17 protein-coding genes and 1 other annotated feature are annotated in these 22,081 nt (G+C 29.6%); of the genes, 16 read left to right on the forward strand and 1 reads right to left on the reverse strand.

The window, feature by feature from the left end; genetic code table 11:
* Window positions 1–343: 343 nt before the first annotated feature.
* The 12 genes from pulA (KQI30_RS12140) to KQI30_RS12195 all read left to right on the forward strand — a co-directional run bounded on the left by pulA (KQI30_RS12140) (window position 344) and on the right by KQI30_RS12195 (window position 15,410).
* Window positions 344–3,568, forward strand: a complete 3,225-nt coding sequence (gene pulA / locus KQI30_RS12140) for a type I pullulanase (protein ID WP_367397856.1) — start codon at window positions 344–346, stop codon at window positions 3,566–3,568.
* Window positions 3,569–3,826: 258 nt separating this feature from the next.
* On the forward strand, window positions 3,827–5,848 hold the full coding sequence (gene pulA, locus KQI30_RS12145) for a type I pullulanase (protein WP_216463619.1): 2,022 nt from the start codon (window positions 3,827–3,829) through the stop codon (window positions 5,846–5,848).
* A gap of 429 nt (window positions 5,849–6,277) precedes the next feature.
* Entirely contained in the window at window positions 6,278–6,733 is a 456-nt protein-coding gene (locus KQI30_RS12150; protein WP_216463620.1) for a hypothetical protein, read from the forward strand.
* Window positions 6,734–6,827: 94 nt separating this feature from the next.
* Entirely contained in the window at window positions 6,828–7,625 is a 798-nt protein-coding gene (locus tag KQI30_RS12155; RefSeq protein ID WP_216463621.1) for a hypothetical protein, read from the forward strand.
* Window positions 7,612–8,397: a hypothetical protein gene (locus KQI30_RS12160; RefSeq protein WP_216463622.1), complete on the forward strand. Its 786-nt coding sequence runs from the start codon at window positions 7,612–7,614 to the stop codon at window positions 8,395–8,397. The genes KQI30_RS12155 and KQI30_RS12160 overlap by 14 nt, the downstream gene beginning before the upstream one ends.
* A 1-nt stretch (window position 8,398) precedes the next feature.
* Window positions 8,399–9,142 carry a DUF2705 family protein gene (locus tag KQI30_RS12165; protein WP_216463623.1) on the forward strand — a complete coding sequence of 248 codons (744 nt, stop codon included), beginning with the start codon at window positions 8,399–8,401 and terminating at the stop codon, window positions 9,140–9,142.
* A 21-nt stretch (window positions 9,143–9,163) separates the two neighbouring features.
* Window positions 9,164–9,811 (forward strand): ATP-binding cassette domain-containing protein, encoded by a 648-nt coding sequence (locus tag KQI30_RS12170; RefSeq protein ID WP_216463624.1) that lies wholly within the window; start codon window positions 9,164–9,166, stop codon window positions 9,809–9,811.
* A 3-nt stretch (window positions 9,812–9,814) separates the two neighbouring features.
* On the forward strand, window positions 9,815–10,339 hold the full coding sequence (locus tag KQI30_RS12175) for a hypothetical protein (protein WP_216463625.1): 525 nt from the start codon (window positions 9,815–9,817) through the stop codon (window positions 10,337–10,339).
* Complete coding sequence (locus tag KQI30_RS12180) at window positions 10,326–11,117, forward strand: hypothetical protein (protein WP_216463626.1); 792 nt, start codon at window positions 10,326–10,328, stop codon at window positions 11,115–11,117. Before KQI30_RS12175 ends, KQI30_RS12180 begins: the two co-directional genes overlap by 14 nt.
* A 115-nt stretch (window positions 11,118–11,232) precedes the next feature.
* The gene (locus KQI30_RS12185; RefSeq protein ID WP_216463627.1) at window positions 11,233–12,414 is read left to right on the forward strand and encodes a PLP-dependent aminotransferase family protein; all 1,182 of its coding nucleotides are present in this window, start codon (window positions 11,233–11,235) and stop codon (window positions 12,412–12,414) included.
* Window positions 12,415–12,464: 50 nt separating this feature from the next.
* Window positions 12,465–12,684, forward strand: a binding site (T-box leader).
* 51 nt (window positions 12,685–12,735) lie between these two features.
* On the forward strand, window positions 12,736–14,178 hold the full coding sequence (proS, locus tag KQI30_RS12190; protein WP_216463628.1) for a proline--tRNA ligase: 1,443 nt from the start codon (window positions 12,736–12,738) through the stop codon (window positions 14,176–14,178).
* Between the two features lie 311 nt (window positions 14,179–14,489).
* Window positions 14,490–15,410 carry an alpha/beta hydrolase gene (locus tag KQI30_RS12195; RefSeq protein WP_216463629.1) on the forward strand — a complete coding sequence of 307 codons (921 nt, stop codon included), beginning with the start codon at window positions 14,490–14,492 and terminating at the stop codon, window positions 15,408–15,410.
* A gap of 56 nt (window positions 15,411–15,466) precedes the next feature.
* On the opposite strand, the gene KQI30_RS12200 is transcribed toward KQI30_RS12195, so the two are convergent.
* Window positions 15,467–15,919, reverse strand: coding sequence for a MarR family winged helix-turn-helix transcriptional regulator (locus KQI30_RS12200; protein ID WP_216463630.1), 453 nt, complete (start codon window positions 15,917–15,919; stop codon window positions 15,467–15,469).
* A gap of 177 nt (window positions 15,920–16,096) precedes the next feature.
* Here KQI30_RS12200 and KQI30_RS12205 point away from each other — a divergent pair, with 177 nt between their 5' ends.
* The 4 genes from KQI30_RS12205 to KQI30_RS12220 all read left to right on the forward strand — a co-directional run bounded on the left by KQI30_RS12205 (window position 16,097) and on the right by KQI30_RS12220 (window position 22,068).
* Window positions 16,097–18,334 (forward strand): ABC transporter ATP-binding protein, encoded by a 2,238-nt coding sequence (locus KQI30_RS12205; RefSeq protein WP_216463631.1) that lies wholly within the window; start codon window positions 16,097–16,099, stop codon window positions 18,332–18,334.
* Entirely contained in the window at window positions 18,327–20,168 is a 1,842-nt protein-coding gene (locus KQI30_RS12210; RefSeq protein ID WP_216463632.1) for an ABC transporter ATP-binding protein, read from the forward strand. The genes KQI30_RS12205 and KQI30_RS12210 overlap by 8 nt, the downstream gene beginning before the upstream one ends.
* 260 nt (window positions 20,169–20,428) lie before the next feature.
* Window positions 20,429–20,698 carry an ACT domain-containing protein gene (locus KQI30_RS12215; RefSeq protein WP_216463633.1) on the forward strand — a complete coding sequence of 90 codons (270 nt, stop codon included), beginning with the start codon at window positions 20,429–20,431 and terminating at the stop codon, window positions 20,696–20,698.
* Window positions 20,699–20,715: 17 nt separating this feature from the next.
* A complete protein-coding gene (locus KQI30_RS12220) occupies window positions 20,716–22,068 on the forward strand; it encodes a PFL family protein (protein WP_216463634.1) in 1,353 nt (450 codons plus the stop codon).
* Window positions 22,069–22,081 lie beyond the last annotated feature (13 nt).

The raw sequence follows: 22,081 nt of genomic DNA on the forward strand, positions 1-22,081 counted from the left end.
TAAAGCAGAATTAGAAGCAAAGAAAAAAAGAGCATCATGATAAATGCGACTAACAACGTAGTCGCATCATCATATATCTTTTATTTATTTTGATTGTCTACTTGACAGGAGTCAGATCAAAGTGCAACAGCTTTTTTTATCAGTAAATAGTTATGAAAAATATATGTTATATTTAAGTGGTGGTAATCTAAATTATTTTATTGCATAGAACAAGCATTGTAAACGGATACAAAGAGGTGTATAGATAATTTGTGACAAGTTACAAATCTATTTTTATACATTTATATAAAAATAAAACTGTATTATAATTAACTTGAGAAAACGTTTTAAGGGAGTGGGGTTTGTGAAAAAGATAAAACATTGGTCAGCTTTAATTGTAGCATTTATTCTTATGTTTACTATGATGCAAGTACCTTTATTAACAGCATCAGCAGCAGGCGATGAAACTGTGTACGTAAAAATTAGGTACAACAGACCTGATGGGGATTATAGTAATTGGAATTTGTGGGTTTGGGAAACCGGCAAAGATGGAAAGCAAGTAGATTTTATGGGGAAAGATGATGATGGCGCATTTGCTGTTATAGAATCTACAAAGGAAGCTAGTGAAATAAATTATATTGTACGTAAAGGTGATTGGGAAGCTAAAGCTACTTCAGATGAAAAAGTATCTTTAGCGAATGGCGACAAAGAAGTAGTAGTTACTCAAGGTGATGCAACATCTACTGTTTCAGAGCCAAAGGCAATAAATAGGGATTTTGATAATGTTAAGTTAAATATTCATTACTATAGATTTGGACAAGACTATGATGATTGGGATGTATGGGCTTGGATAGGTGATGGTAAAGCAGTTTCATTTACTGGTGAAGATGAATATGGAAAAATAGCAACAGCATCTTTTGATAATGTTAAAGATGCAGAAAAAGTAGGAGTTATAATAAGAAAACCTGATTGGTCAGCTAAAGATTGTAATATAGATAGATTTGTAAATCTTGCATATGCTAATAATAAAGGTGAAATTAATGCATATTTCCTTCAAGGTAATGAAAAAATATACTATTATCCAAATGAGCCAATCAAGCAACCAGCTATTGAATCATTTAAGATAGATTCTTTAAATGATTTTAGCTTTAAAGTTAATTCAAAATTATCAGATAATGCAAAGGTAGTTTTAAAAGAAGATAATAAAGTTGTTGATGCAAGTAAGTATAAGTTAACAATCAATGAAAATAAACTTGGTGGAAAGATAAAAACAGATTCAAAGATTGATATCAACAAGACATACACATTAGAAATAAAGGGATATACTTCAGCAATATCTAGCTTTGGTAAGATATATGAAACAGAAGAATTTGCAAAGCTATATACCTATGATGGAGACTTAGGTGCTTTATATGGAAAAGATAAAACAAAATTTGTATTATGGGCACCAACAGCAAGTAAAGTTCAAGTAGCTTTTTACGGAACTAATGGTAAAGACTATACTTGTGCTGCTAAAAAGACTGTAGATATGGTAAAAGGTGATAATGGAACTTGGTCATTAGAGCAATCTGGTGATTTAAATGGAACATATTACAACTATTTAGTTACTATTAATGGAAAGACTAATGAAGTTACTGATCCATATGCAAAAGCAGTAGGAGTAAATGGTAACAGAGGAATGGTAGTAGATTTAGATGCAACAGATCCAGAGGGATGGAATAAAGATACTAAACCTGAACTTAAAGATGCAACAGATTCTGTAATATATGAAATACATATAAGAGATTTCTCTATTAGTGAAGATTCTGGCGTTTCTGTAGAATATAGAGGTAAGTATAATGGTTTCTGGGAAGAAGGTACTAAGGTTCCTGGAACTGATATAAAAACTGGTATAGATCACTTAAAAGAATTAGGGGTAACAACAGTTCATTTATTACCAACATTTGATCAAAGATCAATAGATGAAACAAAGTTAGATAAACCTCAATTTAACTGGGGATATGATCCACAAAACTATAGTGCACCAGAAGGTTCATATTCTTCAGATCCTTATACAGCAGAAGTTAGAATAACTGAATTTAAGAAGATGGTACAAGCACTCCATAAAGCTGGAATAAGAGTTGTTATGGATGTTGTTTATAATCATACTGGAGCTACTGCGGATTCATTATTTAATTTAGCAGTACCAGATTATTATTACCGTCAAGATGCTGAAGGAAACTTCTCAAATGGTTCAGGATGTGGAAATGAATTAGCATCTGAACGTTCTATGGTTAGAAAAATGATGGTAGAATCAGTTGTATATTGGGCTAAAGAATATCATATTGATGGATTTAGATTTGATCTTATGGGACTTCACGATATTACTACTATGAAGAAGATTAGAACTGAATTAGATAAGATAGATAAATCTATAGTAATGTATGGAGAAGGATGGACAGGAGGAGCTTCTTCATTACCAAGTAGTGAGGCTGCATTAAAAGCTAATATACCTTTATTCGGTGAAATGCAAATAGCAGCATTTAGTGATGATATTAGAGATGGTATAAAAGGTCATGTATTTACAAATACAGAACCAGGTTTCGTTAATGGCGGAGAAGATTTCGAAGATACTATAAAGTTTGGTATTGTTGGTTCAACTAAACATGATGATATAGACTACAGTAATATCGGTAGAGATCATACACAAGGTGAGCCATGGGCAAATGAACCATATCAAACAATTAATTATGCATCTGCTCATGATAATTTAACATTATGGGATAGATTACAAACAACAAATCCAGATGCAACTGATGAAGAATTACAAGCTATGAATAAGATGTCAGCTGCAATAGTATATACTTCTCAAGGTATACCATTTATGCAAGCAGGAGAAGAGCTTGCTAGAACAAAGGTTAAAGAAGATGGAACTCTTGATGAAAATAGTTATAGCTCTCCAGATAGTGTCAATCAATTAGACTGGTCAAGAAAAGGAGAATATTCAGATTTATATAATTACTATAAAGGATTAATTGAGCTTAGAAAATCTCATAAGGCATTTAGAATGAATTCTACTGAAGATATTCAAAATAACTTAACTTTCTTAACAGAAGGTACAGATTTTACTGGTAAAAATGTTGTTGCATACACATTAAAAGGATCTGCAGTAGGAGATAGTTGGGAAAATATAGCTGTAGTATTTAATGCTAATAAAGAAGATGTAGAAGTAACTCTTCCAACATCTGATTGGACAGTAGTAGTAGATGGATCTAAAGCTGGCGTAAAAGAATTAGCTAAGGTTACTGGAAATAAGGTAACAGTACCAGCAGGAACTTCTTATGTATTAGTAGATACAAAGAGTTATGAAACAAGTGAAGTAGTAACACCTGGAGAAGAAGAAAAACCTAATTCAGGAGACGTTAAAAAAGATGATACTAAAAAGGAAGATGTTAAAAACAATACTCAACAAGTAGAACAAGGTAAGAAGAAACCATCAAAGAAGATTCTTACAAAGACAGGTTCAGTAGGAACAACTGTTGTAGCAGCTATAGGAATGGGATTAGTTTTAGTTGGAGTATTAGTTATCAAAAAAAGACAAAGAAATTAGAAAATAGTTAATAACTAGCAACTAACAGTTTGAGGTTAGTAATAGATAAAGATTTTTTATCAATTACTAATTGGTCTGTTAGTTGCTATTTTTTTATATAGAAATTGTATATTATATACTGAAAAGTATATGCCAAATTGTATGCTTTATACAAATAACTAATTGTCTTATGAAATGTGTTGAATATATAAAGAGGTATAAAGTAAGATTTAAAGTATAAGTTTAATTATATATAAATATGTTAGGGGATGAAATAGGATGGGAGATAAGAAATATTTTGAGGTAAACACAGGATCAGGATATAAAGCTATTAGTTATGATGAATTTGAAAATACATATTATTATGAAGGTGAATTGGGAGCTATATATTCAAAAATGGATACAAAATTTGTATTATGGGCACCTACTGCAGAAGATGTAAAGGTTATACTTTATGGAACTGATGGAAAAGAATATAGAAATTCTTATAGAAGTAAAATAGATATGATAAAAGGGGAAAAAGGTACTTGGAGCGTTAAAGTAGATGGAGATTTGAATGGGGAATATTATAACTATATAGTAAAAAATAAAGGTGTTGAAAATGAAATTGTAGATCCATATGCTAAAGCTCTTGGTGTTAATGGTGATAGAGGAATGGTAGTTGATTTATTAAGTACTAATCCTGAAGGATGGGAAGATGATATCAAACCAAAACAAATATCACCAGTAGATGCTATTATATATGAAATGCATGTTAGGGATTTTTCTATAGATGAAGAATCTGGTGTTAGTAATGCAAAAAAAGGAAAGTTTTTAGGTGTATGTGAAAGCGGTACGACAACTAATAATGGAACAAAGACTTGTCTAGATCATTTAGATGACTTAGGTATAACACATATTCACTTGCTACCTAGTTTTGATTATAGTACAGTAGATGAAGCTAATTTAGATAAACCTCAATATAACTGGGGATATGATCCAAAGAATTATAATGCACCAGAAGGATCTTATTCAACAGATCCGTTTAATGGGGAAGTTAGAATAAAAGAGTTTAAGGAAATGGTTAAAGAGGTACATAAAAAAGGAATAAGAATTGTAATGGATATGGTTTATAATCATACAATGAAAAGTTTTGATTCAAATTTAAACTTAGCGGTACCAGGATATTATTATAGACAAGATTCAAAAGGAAATTTTGCTGATGGATCTGCTTGTGGAAATGAAACTGCATCAGAGAGAAGGATGGTAAGAAGGTTTATAGTTGATTCAGTAATTTATTGGGCAAAAGAGTTTCATATTGATGGATTTAGATTTGATCTTATGGGACTTCATGATATAGATACTATGAAAGAGATAAGAAAAGGATTAGACAAAATAGATAAAACTATACTAATGTATGGTGAGGGATGGAATGGTGGACCATCACCATTACCAGAAGAAAAGGCAGCATTAAAAAAGAATACCGTTAAGTATGGAAATATGCAAATTGCAGTTTTTAGTGATGATATAAGAGATGGTGTAAAAGGACATGTTTTTTATGAAGATAAGCCTGGTTTTGTTAATGGTGCAAAAGGTATGGAAGAAACAATAAAGTTTGCAGTAGTAGCTTCAACAAAACATCCTGAGGTAGATTATAGCAAAGTTAATTATTCAGATAGACCATGGGCAAATGAGCCATATCAAACAATTACTTATGCATCAGCACATGATAATTACACATTATTTGATAAGCTACAAGTAGTAAATAAAAATGCTACTATAAATGAATTAAAAATAATGAATAAGTTAATAGCATCTATAATATTAACATCACAGGGAATAGCATTTATTCATGCCGGGGAAGAATTTGCAAGAACAAAGGTCAAAGAAGATGGAACATTGGATGAAAATAGTCATAAATCACCGGATAGCGTAAACAAGTTAGACTGGAAGAGAAAAGAAGAATTTATTGATATATTTAATTATTATAAAGGTCTTATAAAGCTTAGAAAAGCTCACAAAGGATTTAGAATGGATAGAACTGTTGATATAGCTAATAATATTAAGTTCTTAAGTAAAGGGGAAGCTTTTAGTAAGGAAAATATAGTAGCATATACTATAAATAGTGCAGCAGTAGGAGATACATGGAATGAAATAGCTGTAATATTTAATGGAAATAGAGAAGAGGTTAAGATAAAGTTACCTAATAGAGGATGGAATGTTGTGTTAGATAAAAATAATGCAGGAACAGATATAATTAGGGTAATAGATAAGGATGTAGTAACTGTAGAAGGGATATCAGCTATGGTTCTTTACAAGTAATCGATTCAGTAATACGTCTTATATTTTAAATTATATATGTTTTAATAAAGTTTCTACGTTGGTAAACATAGATTGTTTATAGTTTTAGTAGGAACTTTATTTATTATATCTATAAATTTATGTGCAGTCTTTCGTATTTTAATTATGATTGGAAAAATACATTAAAAAACATTAATTTTAATCTGTCCTCAAAAGCTTCACATATCATGTTTCCATTAGTTTTACAATAATAGTATATTGTTCTAATAAATTTCAAATTAAATACATAAAACGCATAAAGAAGAAAAAAATAAAAAAATAAAAAAACAAAAAAAAGTAATTACAATGCCAAAAAACGACAAAACCAGTGCTAAAAGTATGATAATATGTTTATATAATATTACAAAAAAGGAAATATACTAGTATATTATTTTTTTGGAGGGAAGAAGAATGTTAAAAGGAAAATTTAAGAATTTGTCAAGAACGATGTTAATCGTAGGATTATTTACTACATTAATTGGATGTCAATATGTTACTAAGGCATATGCAGCAGGAAATGTAACTGATTCAAAATGGTCTTATAAGGTTGGAGGAAATAAAGATAGTATAAGATATACAGAGGCAAGAAAAAAACTTGATGATACATCAGCATATATTAAGGTTAGTAAATTTACTAATAAGAAATCAAATGATAGACTTTATACAAATTTAGTCAAGAGTAATGGAAGCTTCTTTAGTAAATCGTGGAAAAGGGTGCTTACAGGTACAGGAGAGTATTATATACAAAATTATGCGTATGAAGATAATAACGGACCTGGTGCATGGGTTAAGTTAATTTTTGATAGTGATTATCGTTGGACATATACATGGGAAGCAAAAGGACTATGGAGTCCAGATTCAGTATAAATTTTTAACTAGATAAAATATGGGAAAGATGTATTACAATATATTGTTATTGTAATACACCTTTTCACAGGATAATTGAGGAAAGGGTTAACTTATGTTAAAAGAAGAGATAAAAAGAGGAGTAACAAGGAAGTCATTTTGGATTACGTTTTTAGTAATTATTATTTTTAGTTCAATATATACATTTAGTGTACCAAGATATTCTACAGATGAATTTTTGTATAGCTATCTGAAAGCTAATGTTTATACATCGTATGATTGCTTTATATTTTTTAATTTATCAAGACCAGCGAACATATTAATTCTAATATTACCACTATTAAGCTCATTAGTATATTCTGATACCTATGTAGAAGATAGTAAAAGTGGATTTTTGAAATTTATTTATATACGAGGTGATAAGAAAAAGTATTTACGTACTAAATTTTTAGCTAATTTTATTCTTTCAGGAGTTGCAGTGGCAATACCAATAGTAGTAAGTTTTGTTGTGCTAAAACTAAGGGTACCATCAGTAGAAACAAATCCTTTATTAGGAGTGAGTACAATTTTGCAAACTGATATCTTCCCCAAAATGTTTTATAGTCATCCTAATCTATATATAGCATTATGGATAGGAATATATTTTATCTATGCAGGATTATTTTCATCAGTAGGTCTTAGTTTAAGTATATTTATTAGAAACAAAATAGTAGTGCTATTTTCACCTTTTATTATTTATCATGTAGGTGCTATAATTATTGAATTTTTCCAAGGGTATAGATATTATCCTGCAAGTTTTTTATATTTAGGTTTATATAAAAGTTTTGCAGCTATAATTATAGAGTTTATTTTAGTTATGATAATTAGTTATTTAGTTTTTATTATCGGGGGGAATAAGCGTGAATGTATTTAGCACTTTAAGATATTTTAAAAAGCGAATTATAGGTTGTAGTTTATTTGTTCTAGCAATACATATTGGTATGAGTTATGGATTAATAAAAACAAATCCTGGATATAATCTTTCTATTTTTGATTTAATTATAAATCCAATGGGAACTGGGATGCTAAATTATAAAATTCTAGCTTTTCCTATAGTTATTATTTTTATATTTTGGATAATAAGTATTTTGAATTTAGATGATAGTAAGAATATAATTTTGAGACAAGAATCAAAAGAAATGTATTGGAAAAATCAAATTAAAAAAATAGTTACTATAGCTTTTTTATATAGTGTATTTATAACTACTGAAACTTATGTAATAAGTGGATTTATGTTAGGAAGTTTTTCGAATAGATGGCAACAAAGTAACAGTATAGTATTTCGTTGCTATGGCAATACAGAATTGTGGAACAAAATAGTTCCATATCTAAAAACATGGATTATATTAGGAATAATATTTTTATTATTATTTATTGGGTTAATATCAATTGGAATATTAACAGGAGCATTAAGGAGTTATATAGATAGCAAGTATGCATATTTAGTCTTAATAGTTATGATATTTAGTGAAATTACAATTAATGGATTTGAACTTAGTATAAAAAGAATGTCACTAAGGGTAGATGACTTTGTGGAGCCACAAGTAATAATAGTAAAGGTGTTATTTTTATTAATACTTGCTATTTTATCATTTATTATTGGAAAGGGGTATGTTGTAAAAAAAGATTTTTTTACAAAGAAATAGTATGAAAAATAGTAGTATAAAAGCGTTACTTACACGTGAAATTGTATTTATGATAAAAAATAGTAAGCATACATATGTATATATAGCAATATTTTATATATTTCTAAGTCTAATTACAATGGGGAGATTTGATTGTTTTAACGGAGAAGGGATAAACATATTTTTTGAGATATTTAATGGAGTTAAGTATAGTAAAGATATAAGTGAAATTCAATTTCCAGCTATTTGGTTTTTAACTAATTTTATCATTGTTTATGTAGTAGGAAAACAAGGATATGAGGATTTTTCAAAGAATGGTATATATGTTGTTACAAGATGTGGAAAAACTAAGTTTTGGTTATGTAAGCTTTTGGCATCGATCATGAATGTAGTTGTATATTATTGTGTTGTATTTTTTATACCATACATTATAGGAAGAATAGTTGTAGGAAATTGTGTAGAGTTGCAGTTTGATATTATTTCTTTATATATAGTAACAACGATAATGTTAGTTGCTATAAGCAGTGTTATATCTTTAGTAATAGATTATAAATATTCATTGCTTATTGTTACAGTTTTATTAATTGCATCGGTATATATAGAAAGTAATTTTATGCCAGGACAACATTCTATTATATTAAGGCATATACCATATGATGTTGAACATAATTTATCTTTAGCAAAATCTATGATATATACTTCTGTAGTATTTATAGTTGCTTTAGGTGTTGGAATAAAGTTAAGTAGTAAAAAAGAGATTATATAAAATTAGGACAAGGAGAAAAAAATGAAAGAAGCATATATAGATATTAAAAACATTAACAAGACAATTGGAAATAATGTAGTTTTAGATAATATAAGTATTTCTTTAGAAAAAGGAAAAATTTATGGGTTTAGAGGGAAAAATGGTTCTGGTAAAACTATGTTATTTAGAGCTATATGTGGTCTTATAAATGTAGATAGTGGAGAAATTATTATTGATAATAAGGTGTTAGGAAAAGATATATCTTTTCCTAATAGTTTAGGAGTTCTTATAGAATATCCAGGATTTTTAGATAATTTAACTGGATTTAGAAACTTGAAGTATCTAGCAGAAATAAAAGGAATCATAAGTGATAAAGATATAGAAGAAGCTATAAAAAAAGTAGGATTAGACCCAAAGGATACTAGGAAATTTAAGAAATATTCTTTAGGAATGAAACAGAGACTTGGAATAGCTCAGGCTATAATGGAAGATCCAGAGTTAATTATTCTAGATGAACCAACAAATGCACTTGATATAGATGGTGTAAGGCTTATAAATGACATAATTCTTGATATGAAGAGTAAAGGAAAAACTATCTTAATAGCAAACCATGATAAGGAAGAATTAGAGAGCGTAGCAGATAAAATTCTTTTTGTTGATAGAGGACGAATAATAGATGAGGTAAAGTGATTTATGAAAAAGATTATAATATGTATTTTAAGTTTATTAATAATTGCAATTATGGGATTTCAATATTATAGAGTTAACAAAGAAATTCCAAAGGAATATTATGAAGAAAAATATTCAAAGGATCGATGGATTAAGACAGAACATGAAGAAATTAATGTTGAAGGATGTACTGTAGATATCGAAAAGGAAACAGGAATAGTAAAAGTTGAGGTAGCTTTAAAGATAAAAGGAAATGATTCAAATAAAGTTTTACGGAGCAATCTATGTGATGAAAGTATCTTAAGTATAGGAATGGTAAAAAATGATTATGCTGAAATAACAAACTTGAGAGAACGTGATGGATATAAAGAAATAAAGATACAGTATCATTTTAATGGAATGGATCTAGATTATGTAAAGTCTTCAGATGAGATTAGGTTATATTTAGCAAAATCAATGTATGAAGATGAAGTAGTAAGCAACTTTAAAAATAAGAAGTTATATGCAAAATATATATCATTAGGAGTGTGGGGTAGTGAAAATAAATAAAAAGACAATTATAATAATTAGTATTTTATTAGTTTTAATAGTAGGTGGGGGAGTGACTACAGTTTTATTAAAAGGAAATAAAAGTGAGGACAAGTATCCAGAGTATGTTAAACATATAAAAGTAGATAATAAATTTTTTGAAGGTATGACAGAAAAAGAATTACTTATGTATAAGGTACTTAATAGTATTGATTTTTATAAAAATGTAAGTGGTACATATAATAATTTTAATAGCGATGAAGGTGAAGTACACTATTATGTAGATAATGAGAAAAAGAGGACATATATAAAATCAAACTTATATGAGGTATTAGTAAAAGATAATAATGTTGTATCTATGGAATATGGAAGACATAAGGTAAGAGAATTTGCAGTTAATGATGTGGTAGATGAGTATATTCCGAAGCTTAAGGTAAAAGATAGAATAGATGATGAAGAACAATTTATTGGAAGAGTGGATACAGAATATTTACAACAAGCAAGAACAACTTTATTGAACGAAGAAGAAGGGGCGTACTTATTAAGAAATATAGGTAATTGGGAAATAGAGTGGTGTACTTATTTAGAAAGAGATGCTGCTAAAATAGAAAGCAAAATGGAGTTTGAAAGTAAGGATGGAATAGAAAAAGTAGTTTATATAGTAGATAAAGAGACCGGGATAATATTAGAGCATAGAAGATTAGATAAAAATAATAATACCATATATGGGTTTGAAACAACGGAAATTAAAGTTGATAAAGGTATAGCAGATGAGGTTTTTGATAAGAAATTAGAATAGTTATAAAGAAAGTAAAAGAAGAAATTATCATTTAGTTTTAATGTGATAAATTCTTCTTTTATTAATTATAATAAAGTGGTATTATTAGTAGTAAATTAACGTAGGGGGCTAAAATATGACTGATTTATATTCTAACAGAATTAAAAACGTACCAAAATCATTTGTAAGAGAAATTTTAAAGGTTACAGAGGATAGTTCAATAATATCTTTTGCAGGTGGATTACCTAACCCTAAATTTTTCCCTATAGAAGAAATAAAGAAAGCTACAGAATTAGCACTAGATGAAGATAAGGATCATACTCTTCAATATAGTACAACAGAGGGATATAAACCACTTAGAGAATTTATTGCTAATAGATATAGAAAGAAAGGCATGGATATAAGTGCTGATGAAATACTTATAGTAAGTGGATCACAACAAGCAATGGATCTTGTAGGAAAGGTATTTATAGATGAAGGCGATGGTATTATATTAGAAAAACCAGCTTATCTTGGAGCAATTCAATCATTTTCTATGTATCAACCTAAATTTACAGCTGTTGATATGGAGGATGACGGTATAAGTATTGAAGGTTTAAAAGAAGCATTAAAAGATAAGAATAATAAGATGATTTATACAGTAACTAATTTTCAAAATCCATCAGGAATTACATATTCAAAAGAAAAAAGAGAAGCTATGGCATCTGTAATTAATGATAGTAATGTTATTTATATAGAAGATGATCCATATGGAGAACTTAGGTTTATAGGTGAAGAACAAAAACCAGTATCATCACTTATTAAGAAAAATAGATTATTATTTGGAAGTTTTTCAAAGATTGTTGCGCCAGCTATGAGACTTGGATGGGTTGCTGGAGATAAAGAAATTATAGAAAAACTAACTGTAGCAAAACAAGCAGCAGATTTACAAACAAATTCTTTTGCCCAAAGAGTAGTATATAAATATTTAGAAAATAATGATTTAGATGCTCATATTGCATTAATAAGAAAGCATTATAGGGCTCAAAGAAATGCAATGGTAGAAGCTATGAGAAAATATTTTCCAAAGGATGTTTCTTTTACAGAAACAGAAGGTGGAATGTTTATATGGGTTACATTACCTAATGAATTTTATACTGAAGATTTAATTGATGAGGCTTTAAAAAATAAAGTTGCTTTTGTACCAGGATCTTGTTTTTATGTAGATTCTGATAAATCTAATACTATGAGATTAAATTACACAAATTGTGATGAGGAAACTATTGAAAGAGGAATAAAGATATTAGGAGAGCTTATTAATAAGTTTTTAAATCGATAGTACTATATCATTGACATAAAAAACTTTGTAATTTATCATATAGGTATATAAAAAAGGCTTTGAAGAGGAATAGTAAAAATGTGATTCTTTATAGAGAGGAAACGGTAGGTGTAAGTTTCTAAGATAGTGTTTTGAACCAGCCTTGGAGTTCTGTACTGAAAAGATTTTAGTAGGATACAGCGGGTTTCCACGTTATAGGAAGTTAGAGAGAATATAAGACAGTATTGTTTTATATTAATTAGGGTGGTAACGCCGAGAATGGTCCCTTTTGGATATTCTCGGTGTTTTTATTTTTGTAAATTAAATTTAGGAGGAATATATATGAGTAAGAAAAATAATAAAAAGTTTGTTTCTGAAATAACATCAATGGATGAAGACTTTGCACAGTGGTATACAGATATAGTTAAAAAAGCAGAGCTTGTTGACTATTCAAGTGTTAAGGGTTGTATGATAATAAGACCTTATGGATATGCATTATGGGAAAATATCCAAAAATATTTAGATGCTAAGTTTAAAGAAACTGGTCATGAAAATGTATATATGCCAATGTTTGTACCAGAATCACTATTACAAAAGGAAAAAGATCACGTAGAAGGCTTTGCTCCAGAAGTTGCATGGGTAACAAAAGGTGGAGATAATGAACTTACTGAAAGATTGGCAGTAAGACCAACATCAGAAACACTTTTCTGTGATCATTATTCAAAAATTATCGAAAGTCATAAAGATCTTCCAAAGTTATATAATCAATGGTGTTCTGTTGTTAGATGGGAAAAGACTACAAGACCATTTTTAAGAACTACAGAATTCTTATGGCAAGAAGGTCACACAGCTCATGCTACAGCAGAAGAAGCACAAGCAGAAACAATCAAAATGTTAAATGTTTATGCAGAAATGATGGAGAACTTCTTAGCTATACCAGTAGTTAAGGGACAAAAAACTGAAAAGGAAAAGTTTGCAGGAGCTGAAGCAACTTATACTATAGAAAGTTTAATGCATGATGGTAAAGCACTTCAAAGTGGTACATCTCACAACTTTGGAGATGGATTTGCAAAGAGCTTTGGAATTCAATATAGTGACAAAAATTCACAAAAACAATATGTTCATCAAACTTCATGGGGAGTAACAACTAGACTTATCGGGGCTATAATCATGGTTCATGGAGATGATAGCGGTTTAGTACTTCCACCAAGAGTTGCACCAACACAAGTTATAATAGTACCAATAGCACAACATAAGGAAGGTGTCCTTGAAAAAGCTGAAGAATTAAGAGAAAGAATTTCTAAAGTTGCTAGAGTTAAAGCAGATACTTCAGATAAGATGCCAGGATGGAAGTTTAATGAATGGGAAATGAAAGGTGTTCCAGTAAGAGTTGAAATTGGACCAAAAGATATTGAAAATAATGTAGCAGTTTTAGTAAGAAGAGATACAAGAGAAAAAGAAGTAGTATCTTTAGATAACTTAGAAACTAGAATCTGTGAATTATTAGACGAAATTCATGATAATCTTTATGCTAAAGCACTACAAAATAGAGAAGAAAAGACTTTTGTAGCTAAAACTATGGAAGAACTTAAGGAAATAGCAGACACTAAGCCAGGATTTATAAAGGCTATGTGGTGTGGAGATTTAGCTTGCGAAGAAGCTATAAAAGAAAAAGCTGGATTAACTTCAAGATGTATGCCATTTGAACAAGAAGAAATTACAGATACTTGTGTATGTTGTGGTAAAAAAGCAAAATCAATGGTTTACTGGGGAAAAGCATATTAATCAATTTACAGTTAAGGAAGAAATTCTTGCGGAATTTCTGAGTGTATGACTTGTGTTATGATAAAAGAAACTATCGTTATAACAAATTTTGTTATAACGATAGTTTTTGCTATGTATGTATCATTAAATTGTTGTATGTTTCCTAGGTTTCGATTAATGAGAGGGAGTAATCCTTCTTTGTAATAATCGTGTAATGTCGATATAGTTATGTCCAATATTTTTTAGATATTGAAAAGTTGTACTGCCGGATATAAAATATTTATACTGAATAGTTTAAAATATTTATAATAGATATGATGAGGGATTAAAATATGACAAAGAGATTTAATTTTTCTATAGTAGATGATGAAGGTGTAAAAATTAATTGTTATAAATGGATACCAGAAGGAGAGATAAAAGGAGTAGTTCAAATATCTCACGGAATGTTAGAAACAATATTAAGATATGATGATTTTGCAAGTTATTTAAGTGATGGTGGTTATGCTGTGTATGGACATGATCATAGAGGTCATGGAAAGACCGCTGAATCAAAAGATAAATTAGGTCATTTGGATAAGGATGACTTTGAGTGGTTAGTTAAAGATGTTCACTTAATAACTGAAGAAATAAAAAGAGACTATAAAGATAAAAAGATAATTTTATTAGGGCATTCTATGGGATCTTTTGTAGCACAGAGATATATACAACTTTATAGTAATGATATAGATGCATTAATTTTAAGTGGTAGTAATGGTAAACCACCTAAGGCAACAAGGATAGGTAAGTTAATATCAGGTTGTGGTGTATGTATATTTGGTGGAAGCAAAAGAGGAAAAATTATAAATAAAATTACATTTGGCAGTTATAACAAACGATTAGAAGGAAGAACAGAATTAGATTGGTTATGTTCAGATAGTAAAGAAGTGGACAAGTATATTAATGATCCATATTGTGGAGGAATTCCTACAGTATCATTTTTTAATGAATTGTTTAAAGGGTTATTAACGATAAATAAAAAAGGAAACTTTGACATTGTTAGAAAAGATTTACCTGTATATATATTTGCAGGAGATAAGGATCCAGTGGGAATGAGAGGAAAAGGTATAATAAATTTATACAATAATCTTAAAGAAATAGGTATTAAAGATGTAACATATAAGTTATATAAAGATGGACGTCATGAAATGTTAAATGAAATTAATAAAAAGGATGTTTACATAGATATATTTAGATGGATAGAAAGTAAAATGTAAGTTTATAAGGGATTGAAGTACAATAATTTAAATAATTAGTACTTTAATCCCTTATTTTATAATAATAAACTTAATTTAGATAATATATTTTTTATAGTGTCTACTGAATTAGATAATTCATTTAAGTCTTCTTTATCAAGAACAGAAAGTTTTGAGGCAAATTGTGAAGTTACACTTTCCTTTACTCCATTTATAAAATCTATAGACTTTTCAGTCATTTTTACCCTTAAGACACGTCTGTCATGAGGATCCTCATATCTGGTAACAAATCCCTCAGATACTAATTTGTCAATAATAGGAGTCATATTAGGCTTAGAGATACATAACCTTTTTCCAATTTCAGATACTGATGCAGAATCATGGCAATGTAAGTAAAAGATAACTTTTATATGAGAAGGCGGAATACAATGACCTTTTGAAAGTTCGGTAGGGTTAAAAGCTTTTCCATGTATTGATATTAATAGATTAAATAATTTTTTTGAAATATCGAATAAATCTATATCAGACATAAATACGCTCCTTTTAGTAAATATAGTATTAACATATTGTTAATACTATAATTATAAACCATTACAAAAGATTATACAACTATAATAGTTATTGACATATAATAGTTATAAATTTATAATTATTTTGTACAAATAATGAACAAGAAAATAAAATTGACTAGAGAGGGGAAGAATATAATGTTAAAGCTGACAAAGTATTTAAAGCCGTTTATAGGATCTATTTTAGCTATTATCATGCTTTTGGTTATTCAAGCAACTTGTGACTTAGCATTACCAGAGTATATGTCTAATATAGTTAATGTAGGTATTCAACAAAATGGTATAGAAGAAGCTGTTCCGTTAGCAATTAGTGAAACAGAATTAAATAAAATAATGCTTTTTGTTAATGACAAAGATAAAAAGATATTATTAGATAATTATGAAGTTGCAAATAAAGATAATCTTAGTGGAACCGTAGTAGATAAAGGTGTAAAAGAATATATAAGTAATCATAATGATAAGATATATAGATTGTCTAGTAAAGATAAGGATGAAAAAGCTAAACTAGCTAATATATTACAAAAACCTTTAGTTACAGTGGCAGCACTGGAAAGTAAAGAGTTTTCTAAAATGTCAGGGGAACAATCTCCTATGATGCAATTACCAGAAGGTGTAGATATTTTTACAGCCATGAGTAATATGCCAGAGGAACAAGTTAAGTCAATGAAATCATCAATAGATAAAAAGTTCAGCGATTTTCCAGATATGATTATAGGACAAATGGCTGTATCTTATATTGGTGATCAATATAAGAATATTGGTGTTGATACAGATGCACTTCGCTTAAGATATATATTATTTGAAGGTGCATTAATGGTAGGAATAGCATTATCTAGTATGGTTGCTACTGTATTAGTAGGTTTAATAGGAGCAAGAGTTGCAGCATCACTTGGAAGAAACTTACGTGGAAAGGTATTTAAAAAGGTTGTTGGATTTTCTAATGCAGAATTTGACACATACTCCACTTCATCGTTGATAACACGTACAACAAATGATATTCAACAAATTCAATTACTTATGGTAATGCTTTTAAGAATAGTATTTTATGCACCAATCTTAGGAGTTGGTGGAGCTATCAAAGTTATAAATACTCATACATCTATGGGATGGATAGTAGTTGTTGCTCTAGCAACTATATCAGTTTTAGTTATGGTGTTATTTGGATTTGCAATGCCAAAGTTTAAAGCAATACAAAAGCTTGTTGATAAGCTTAACTTAGTAGCAAGAGAATCGCTTACTGGAATGTTAGTAATACGTGCCTTTAGTAACCAAAAACATGAAGAAAAAAGGTTTGAAGGTATAAATAAGGAACTTACAAGTACAAACTTATTTGTAAGTCGTATTATGGTAACAATGATGCCACTTATGATGTTAATAATGAACCTTATAACAATATTAATTGTATGGGTAGGAGCACATAAGATAAATGATGGTATTATGCAAGTTGGTGATATGACTGCATTTATGCAATATACAATGCAAATTATAATGGCGTTCTTAATGATTTCAATGATATCAATAATGTTACCTCGTGCATCTGTATCAGCTCAACGTGTATGTGAAGTTTTAGATACAGAAGAATCTATTAAAGATAGTAAGGATTCTAAGAAGTTCTCAGATGCTATTAATGGTGTTGTAGAATATAGAAATGTTAGCTTTAAGTATCCAGGGGCAGAAGAGTATGTATTAAAAGATATAAGTTTTACTGCAAAGCCAGGAGAAACTACAGCATTTATAGGAAGTACAGGAAGTGGTAAGTCAACAGTTATAAATCTTCTTCCACGTTTCTACGATGTTACAGAAGGAGAAATATTAGTTGATGGGATTAATATAAAAGATGTAACACAACATGATTTAAGAGAAAAAATAGGATATGTGCCTCAAAAAGGTATATTATTTTCAGGAGATATTGAAAGTAATTTAAAATATGGTTATAAAGATGCTACAGAAGAAGATTTGAAAGAATCAACAGAAATAGCTCAAGCTACAGAATTCATATCAAGTAAGCCAGATGGGTTTAAGACAGAGATATCACAAGGTGGTACAAATGTTTCAGGTGGTCAAAAACAAAGACTTTCTATCGCTCGTGCGCTTATAAAGAAACCAGAAATATATATATTTGATGATAGTTTTTCAGCATTAGATCTTAAGACTGATGCAGCATTAAGAAAGGCATTAAATAAAAAGACAAAGAATAGCACTATATTATTAGTAGCACAAAGAGTAAGTACTATAATTAACGCAGATCAAATAGTAGTAATGGATGAAGGAAAAATAGCAGGAATAGGTACTCACAATGAACTTATGAAGAATTGTGAGGTATATAAGCAAATAGCTTTATCACAACTTTCAAAGGAGGAATTAGCCAATGAGTAAGAAAAAAAATGGCGGTCCTATGGGCGGAGGTCCAATGGTAGTTACAGAAAAAGCTAAAGATTTTAAAGGTACAATGAAAAAGCTTATGGAATACTTAAAGCCATATAGAATTCCTATGATTATAGTTTTTATATTAGCAATAGGTAGTACTGCTTTTTCAATAATAGGACCCAAATTATTAGGAAAAGCTACAACAGAAATATTTAATGGATTATTAAGCAAAGTAACTAATTCTGGAAATGGATCTATGGATTTTGGATATATTGGTAAGATTGCTATAGGATTAGTTGCATTATATATAGTTAGTACTATATTATCTCTGATTCAAGGATTTGTTATGTCAGGAATAGCTCAAAAAGTATCATATAACTTGAGAAAAGAGATTTCTGAAAAGATAAATCGTATGCCATTAAAGTATTTTGATAAAACTACACATGGAGAAGTATTATCAAGAATAACAAATGATGTTGATACTGTTAACACTACATTAAACCAAAGTTTATCTCAAATAATAACATCTGTAACTATGCTTATTGGTGTAATTATTATGATGTTATCTATAAGCTGGGAAATGACTTTAGGTTCAATACTTATATTACCAATTGCTATGGGATTGATAATGTTAGTAGTAAAGAAATCTCAAAAGTATTTTGTGGAGCAACAAGAATATTTAGGTCACGTAAATGGTAATGTAGAAGAAGTTTTCAGTGGTCATAATATAATGAAAGCATTTAATAGAGAAGAAGAAACAATAGAAGAGTTTGATAAGTTAAATGAAACATTATATAAATCAGCATGGAAGTCACAATTTTTATCAGGAATGATGATGCCTATAATGACTTTTATCGGTAATTTAGGATATGTATTAGTATCAATACTTGGTGGATGGCTTGCAGTATTAGGGAAAATAACTGTTGGTGATATTGTAGCGTTCACACAATATATACGTACATTTATGCAACCAATAGCTCAAGCTGGTCAAATAGCAAATGTTCTTCAATCTACAGCAGCTGCTGCTGAAAGAGTATTTGAATTCTTAGATGAAGAAGAAGAAGTTGATAATGTTACAGAAGGTGTAGATCCTAAAAATGTCGAAGGTGCTGTAGAATTTAAAGATGTTCATTTTGGTTACAATGAAGATAAAATAATTATAAATGACTTCTCAGCTAAAATTAAGCCAGGACAAAGAGTTGCAATAGTTGGACCTACAGGAGCAGGAAAAACTACTATAGTTAAACTTCTTATGAGATTTTATGAGCTTAATGGTGGAGCTATAGAAATAGATGGTCATAATATCAAAGACTTTACTCGTGATAACTTAAGAGAGTTATTTGGTATGGTTCTTCAAGATACATGGCTATATAACGGAAGTATTAAAGAGAATATAAGATACGGTAGATTAGATGCTACTGATGAAGAAATAATAGAAGCGGCTAAATCAGCTCATGTAGACCATTTTGTACGTGCATTACCACATGGATATGACATGGAATTAAATGAAGAAGCAAGTAATATATCTCAAGGTCAAAAGCAATTACTTACTATTGCCAGGGCAATACTTGCTGATCCAAAGATATTAATACTAGATGAAGCTACTAGTTCAGTAGATACTCGTACAGAGGTGCTTATACAAAAAGCAATGGATAATTTAATGAAAGACAGAACAAGTTTTGTTATTGCTCATAGATTATCAACAATTAGAGATGCAGATTTAATCTTAGTAATGAAAGACGGAGATATAATTGAACAAGGAAATCATGAAGAATTGTTAAAAGCTAATGGTTTCTATGCAGATCTTTATAATAGCCAATTTGAGAAAGAAGAAGTTTCATAATAGTATAAAATATAACAAAGCTGTTACACCAGGAGTGTAGCAGCTTTTTTACATGTTACAAAGTAGGGCACAAGTATGAGGGCGCATGGCACAGGTCTTGAATTGAAGTTTATGAAATTTCACTATTTATAGAAATTTGTTGAAATGTTAGATATTAATAAAAACTATCAATAAATATAACAAATTTTAAATTTAATCCTATATTAATTGTAGGTTTATGGTATAATTTTAAAATAGTATATATTTAGGAGGGGCTAAAAATGAAAGCTGTTGTTACAGTTGTAGGGAAAGATAGAGTAGGTATTATTTTTGATGTTACTAAGGTACTTGCAGAGAATAATGTAAATGTACTTAATATTTCACAAACTATATTAGATGGATATTTTACAATGATAATGATAACAGACATTTCTAAGAGTAATAAATCAATTGCAGAGTTAAGAGAAACTTTTTCTAGTTTAGAATCAGAACTTGGAGTGGATATAAGAATCCAACATGAAGACATATTTAATTCAATGCATAGTATTTAAGGGTTGGTGATTAAAAAATGTTGAATTCAAATGAAATTTTAGAGACAATAGGCATGATTAAAGATCAAAATCTTGATGTAAGAACAATAACATTAGGACTTAGCCTTTTAGATTGTGCATCAGATGATATAAATGTGTTATGCGATAAAATTTATGACAAAATTACAAAGACTGCTGAAAATCTTGTTAAAACAGGAGAAGATATAGAGAGACAATATGGAATTCCTATTGTTAATAAAAGAATATCAGTAACTCCAATTTCAATGGTAGCAGCGTCTACTAAGGCAAATTCTTATGTACAAATAGCAAAAACTTTAGATAAAGCGGCAAAAAATGTTGGAGTTAATTTTATCGGTGGTTTTTCAGCACTTATCCAAAAAGGATTTACAGATTCAGATAGAGTGCTTATAAATTCAATACCAGAAGCGTTAGCAACTACAGATATTGTATGTTCATCAGTTAACATAGGTTCTACTAAGAATGGTATTAATATGGATGGGGTAAAACTATTAGGACAAACAATAAAGAAGACAGCGGAAATAACTCCAGATGGTTTTGGATGTGCAAAGCTTGTTGTATTCTGTAATGCTGTTGAAGATAATCCATTTATGGCAGGAGCTTTTCATGGTGTAGGAGAAGCTGAAAAAGTAATAAATGTAGGAGTAAGTGGACCAGGTGTAGTTAAGAGAGCTTTAGAAGATGTTAGAGGAGAATCTTTTGAAGTTGTAGCAGAAACTATCAAGAAAACTGCATTTAAGGTTACTAGAGTTGGACAATTAGTAGCGAGAGAAGCGTCTGAAAGACTTGGAATTCCATTTGGAATTGTAGATTTATCTTTAGCACCAACACCAGCAGTAGGTGATTCTGTTGGAAGAATACTTGAAGAGATTGGTGTAGGGCATTGTGGAGGACCAGGTACAACTGCTGCTCTTGCAATGTTAAATGATGCTGTTAAAAAAGGTGGACTTATGGCATCTTCTTTTGTAGGTGGTTTAAGTGGAGCATTTATACCAGTATCAGAAGATGAAGGTATGATAGAAGTTGCAAGTAATGGATTCTTAACACTAGAAAAGTTAGAAGCTATGACTTGTGTATGTTCAGTAGGACTTGATATGATAGCTGTACCAGGAGATACAACTGCTGAAACATTATCAGGAATAATTGCTGATGAAGCCGCTATTGGTATGATCAATCAAAAAACTACGGCTGTTAGATTAATTCCAGTTCCAAATAAAAAAGTTGGTGATTTTGTTGAGTTTGGTGGATTACTGGGAAGAGCACCAATTATGCCGGTAAATAGTTCAGATTGTACTAACTTTGTTAACAGAGGTGGAAGAATACCAGCTCCAGTGCATTCAATGAAAAATTAGTATTATTAGTGTT

Origin of the sequence: Clostridium bornimense (assembly GCF_018917145.1) — a bacterium.
Taxonomy (GTDB): domain Bacteria; phylum Bacillota; class Clostridia; order Clostridiales; family Clostridiaceae; genus Clostridium_AN; species Clostridium_AN bornimense_A.

What these genes read in the sequence shown, in the direction of transcription:
- pulA (WP_216463619.1), top strand. Translation starts at nt 3,827, where the DNA reads ATGGGAGATAAGAAATATTTTGAGGTAAACACAGGATCAGGATATAAA.
- KQI30_RS12150 (WP_216463620.1), top strand. Translation starts at nt 6,278, where the DNA reads ATGTTAAAAGGAAAATTTAAGAATTTGTCAAGAACGATGTTAATCGTA.
- KQI30_RS12155 (WP_216463621.1), top strand. Translation starts at nt 6,828, where the DNA reads ATGTTAAAAGAAGAGATAAAAAGAGGAGTAACAAGGAAGTCATTTTGG.
- KQI30_RS12165 (WP_216463623.1), top strand. Translation starts at nt 8,399, where the DNA reads ATGAAAAATAGTAGTATAAAAGCGTTACTTACACGTGAAATTGTATTT.
- KQI30_RS12170 (WP_216463624.1), top strand. Translation starts at nt 9,164, where the DNA reads ATGAAAGAAGCATATATAGATATTAAAAACATTAACAAGACAATTGGA.
- KQI30_RS12175 (WP_216463625.1), top strand. Translation starts at nt 9,815, where the DNA reads ATGAAAAAGATTATAATATGTATTTTAAGTTTATTAATAATTGCAATT.
- KQI30_RS12185 (WP_216463627.1), top strand. Translation starts at nt 11,233, where the DNA reads ATGACTGATTTATATTCTAACAGAATTAAAAACGTACCAAAATCATTT.
- proS (WP_216463628.1), top strand. Translation starts at nt 12,736, where the DNA reads ATGAGTAAGAAAAATAATAAAAAGTTTGTTTCTGAAATAACATCAATG.
- KQI30_RS12195 (WP_216463629.1), top strand. Translation starts at nt 14,490, where the DNA reads ATGACAAAGAGATTTAATTTTTCTATAGTAGATGATGAAGGTGTAAAA.
- KQI30_RS12200 (WP_216463630.1), bottom strand. Translation starts at nt 15,919, where the DNA reads ATGTCTGATATAGATTTATTCGATATTTCAAAAAAATTATTTAATCTA.
- KQI30_RS12205 (WP_216463631.1), top strand. Translation starts at nt 16,097, where the DNA reads ATGTTAAAGCTGACAAAGTATTTAAAGCCGTTTATAGGATCTATTTTA.
- KQI30_RS12210 (WP_216463632.1), top strand. Translation starts at nt 18,327, where the DNA reads ATGAGTAAGAAAAAAAATGGCGGTCCTATGGGCGGAGGTCCAATGGTA.
- KQI30_RS12215 (WP_216463633.1), top strand. Translation starts at nt 20,429, where the DNA reads ATGAAAGCTGTTGTTACAGTTGTAGGGAAAGATAGAGTAGGTATTATT.
- KQI30_RS12220 (WP_216463634.1), top strand. Translation starts at nt 20,716, where the DNA reads ATGTTGAATTCAAATGAAATTTTAGAGACAATAGGCATGATTAAAGAT.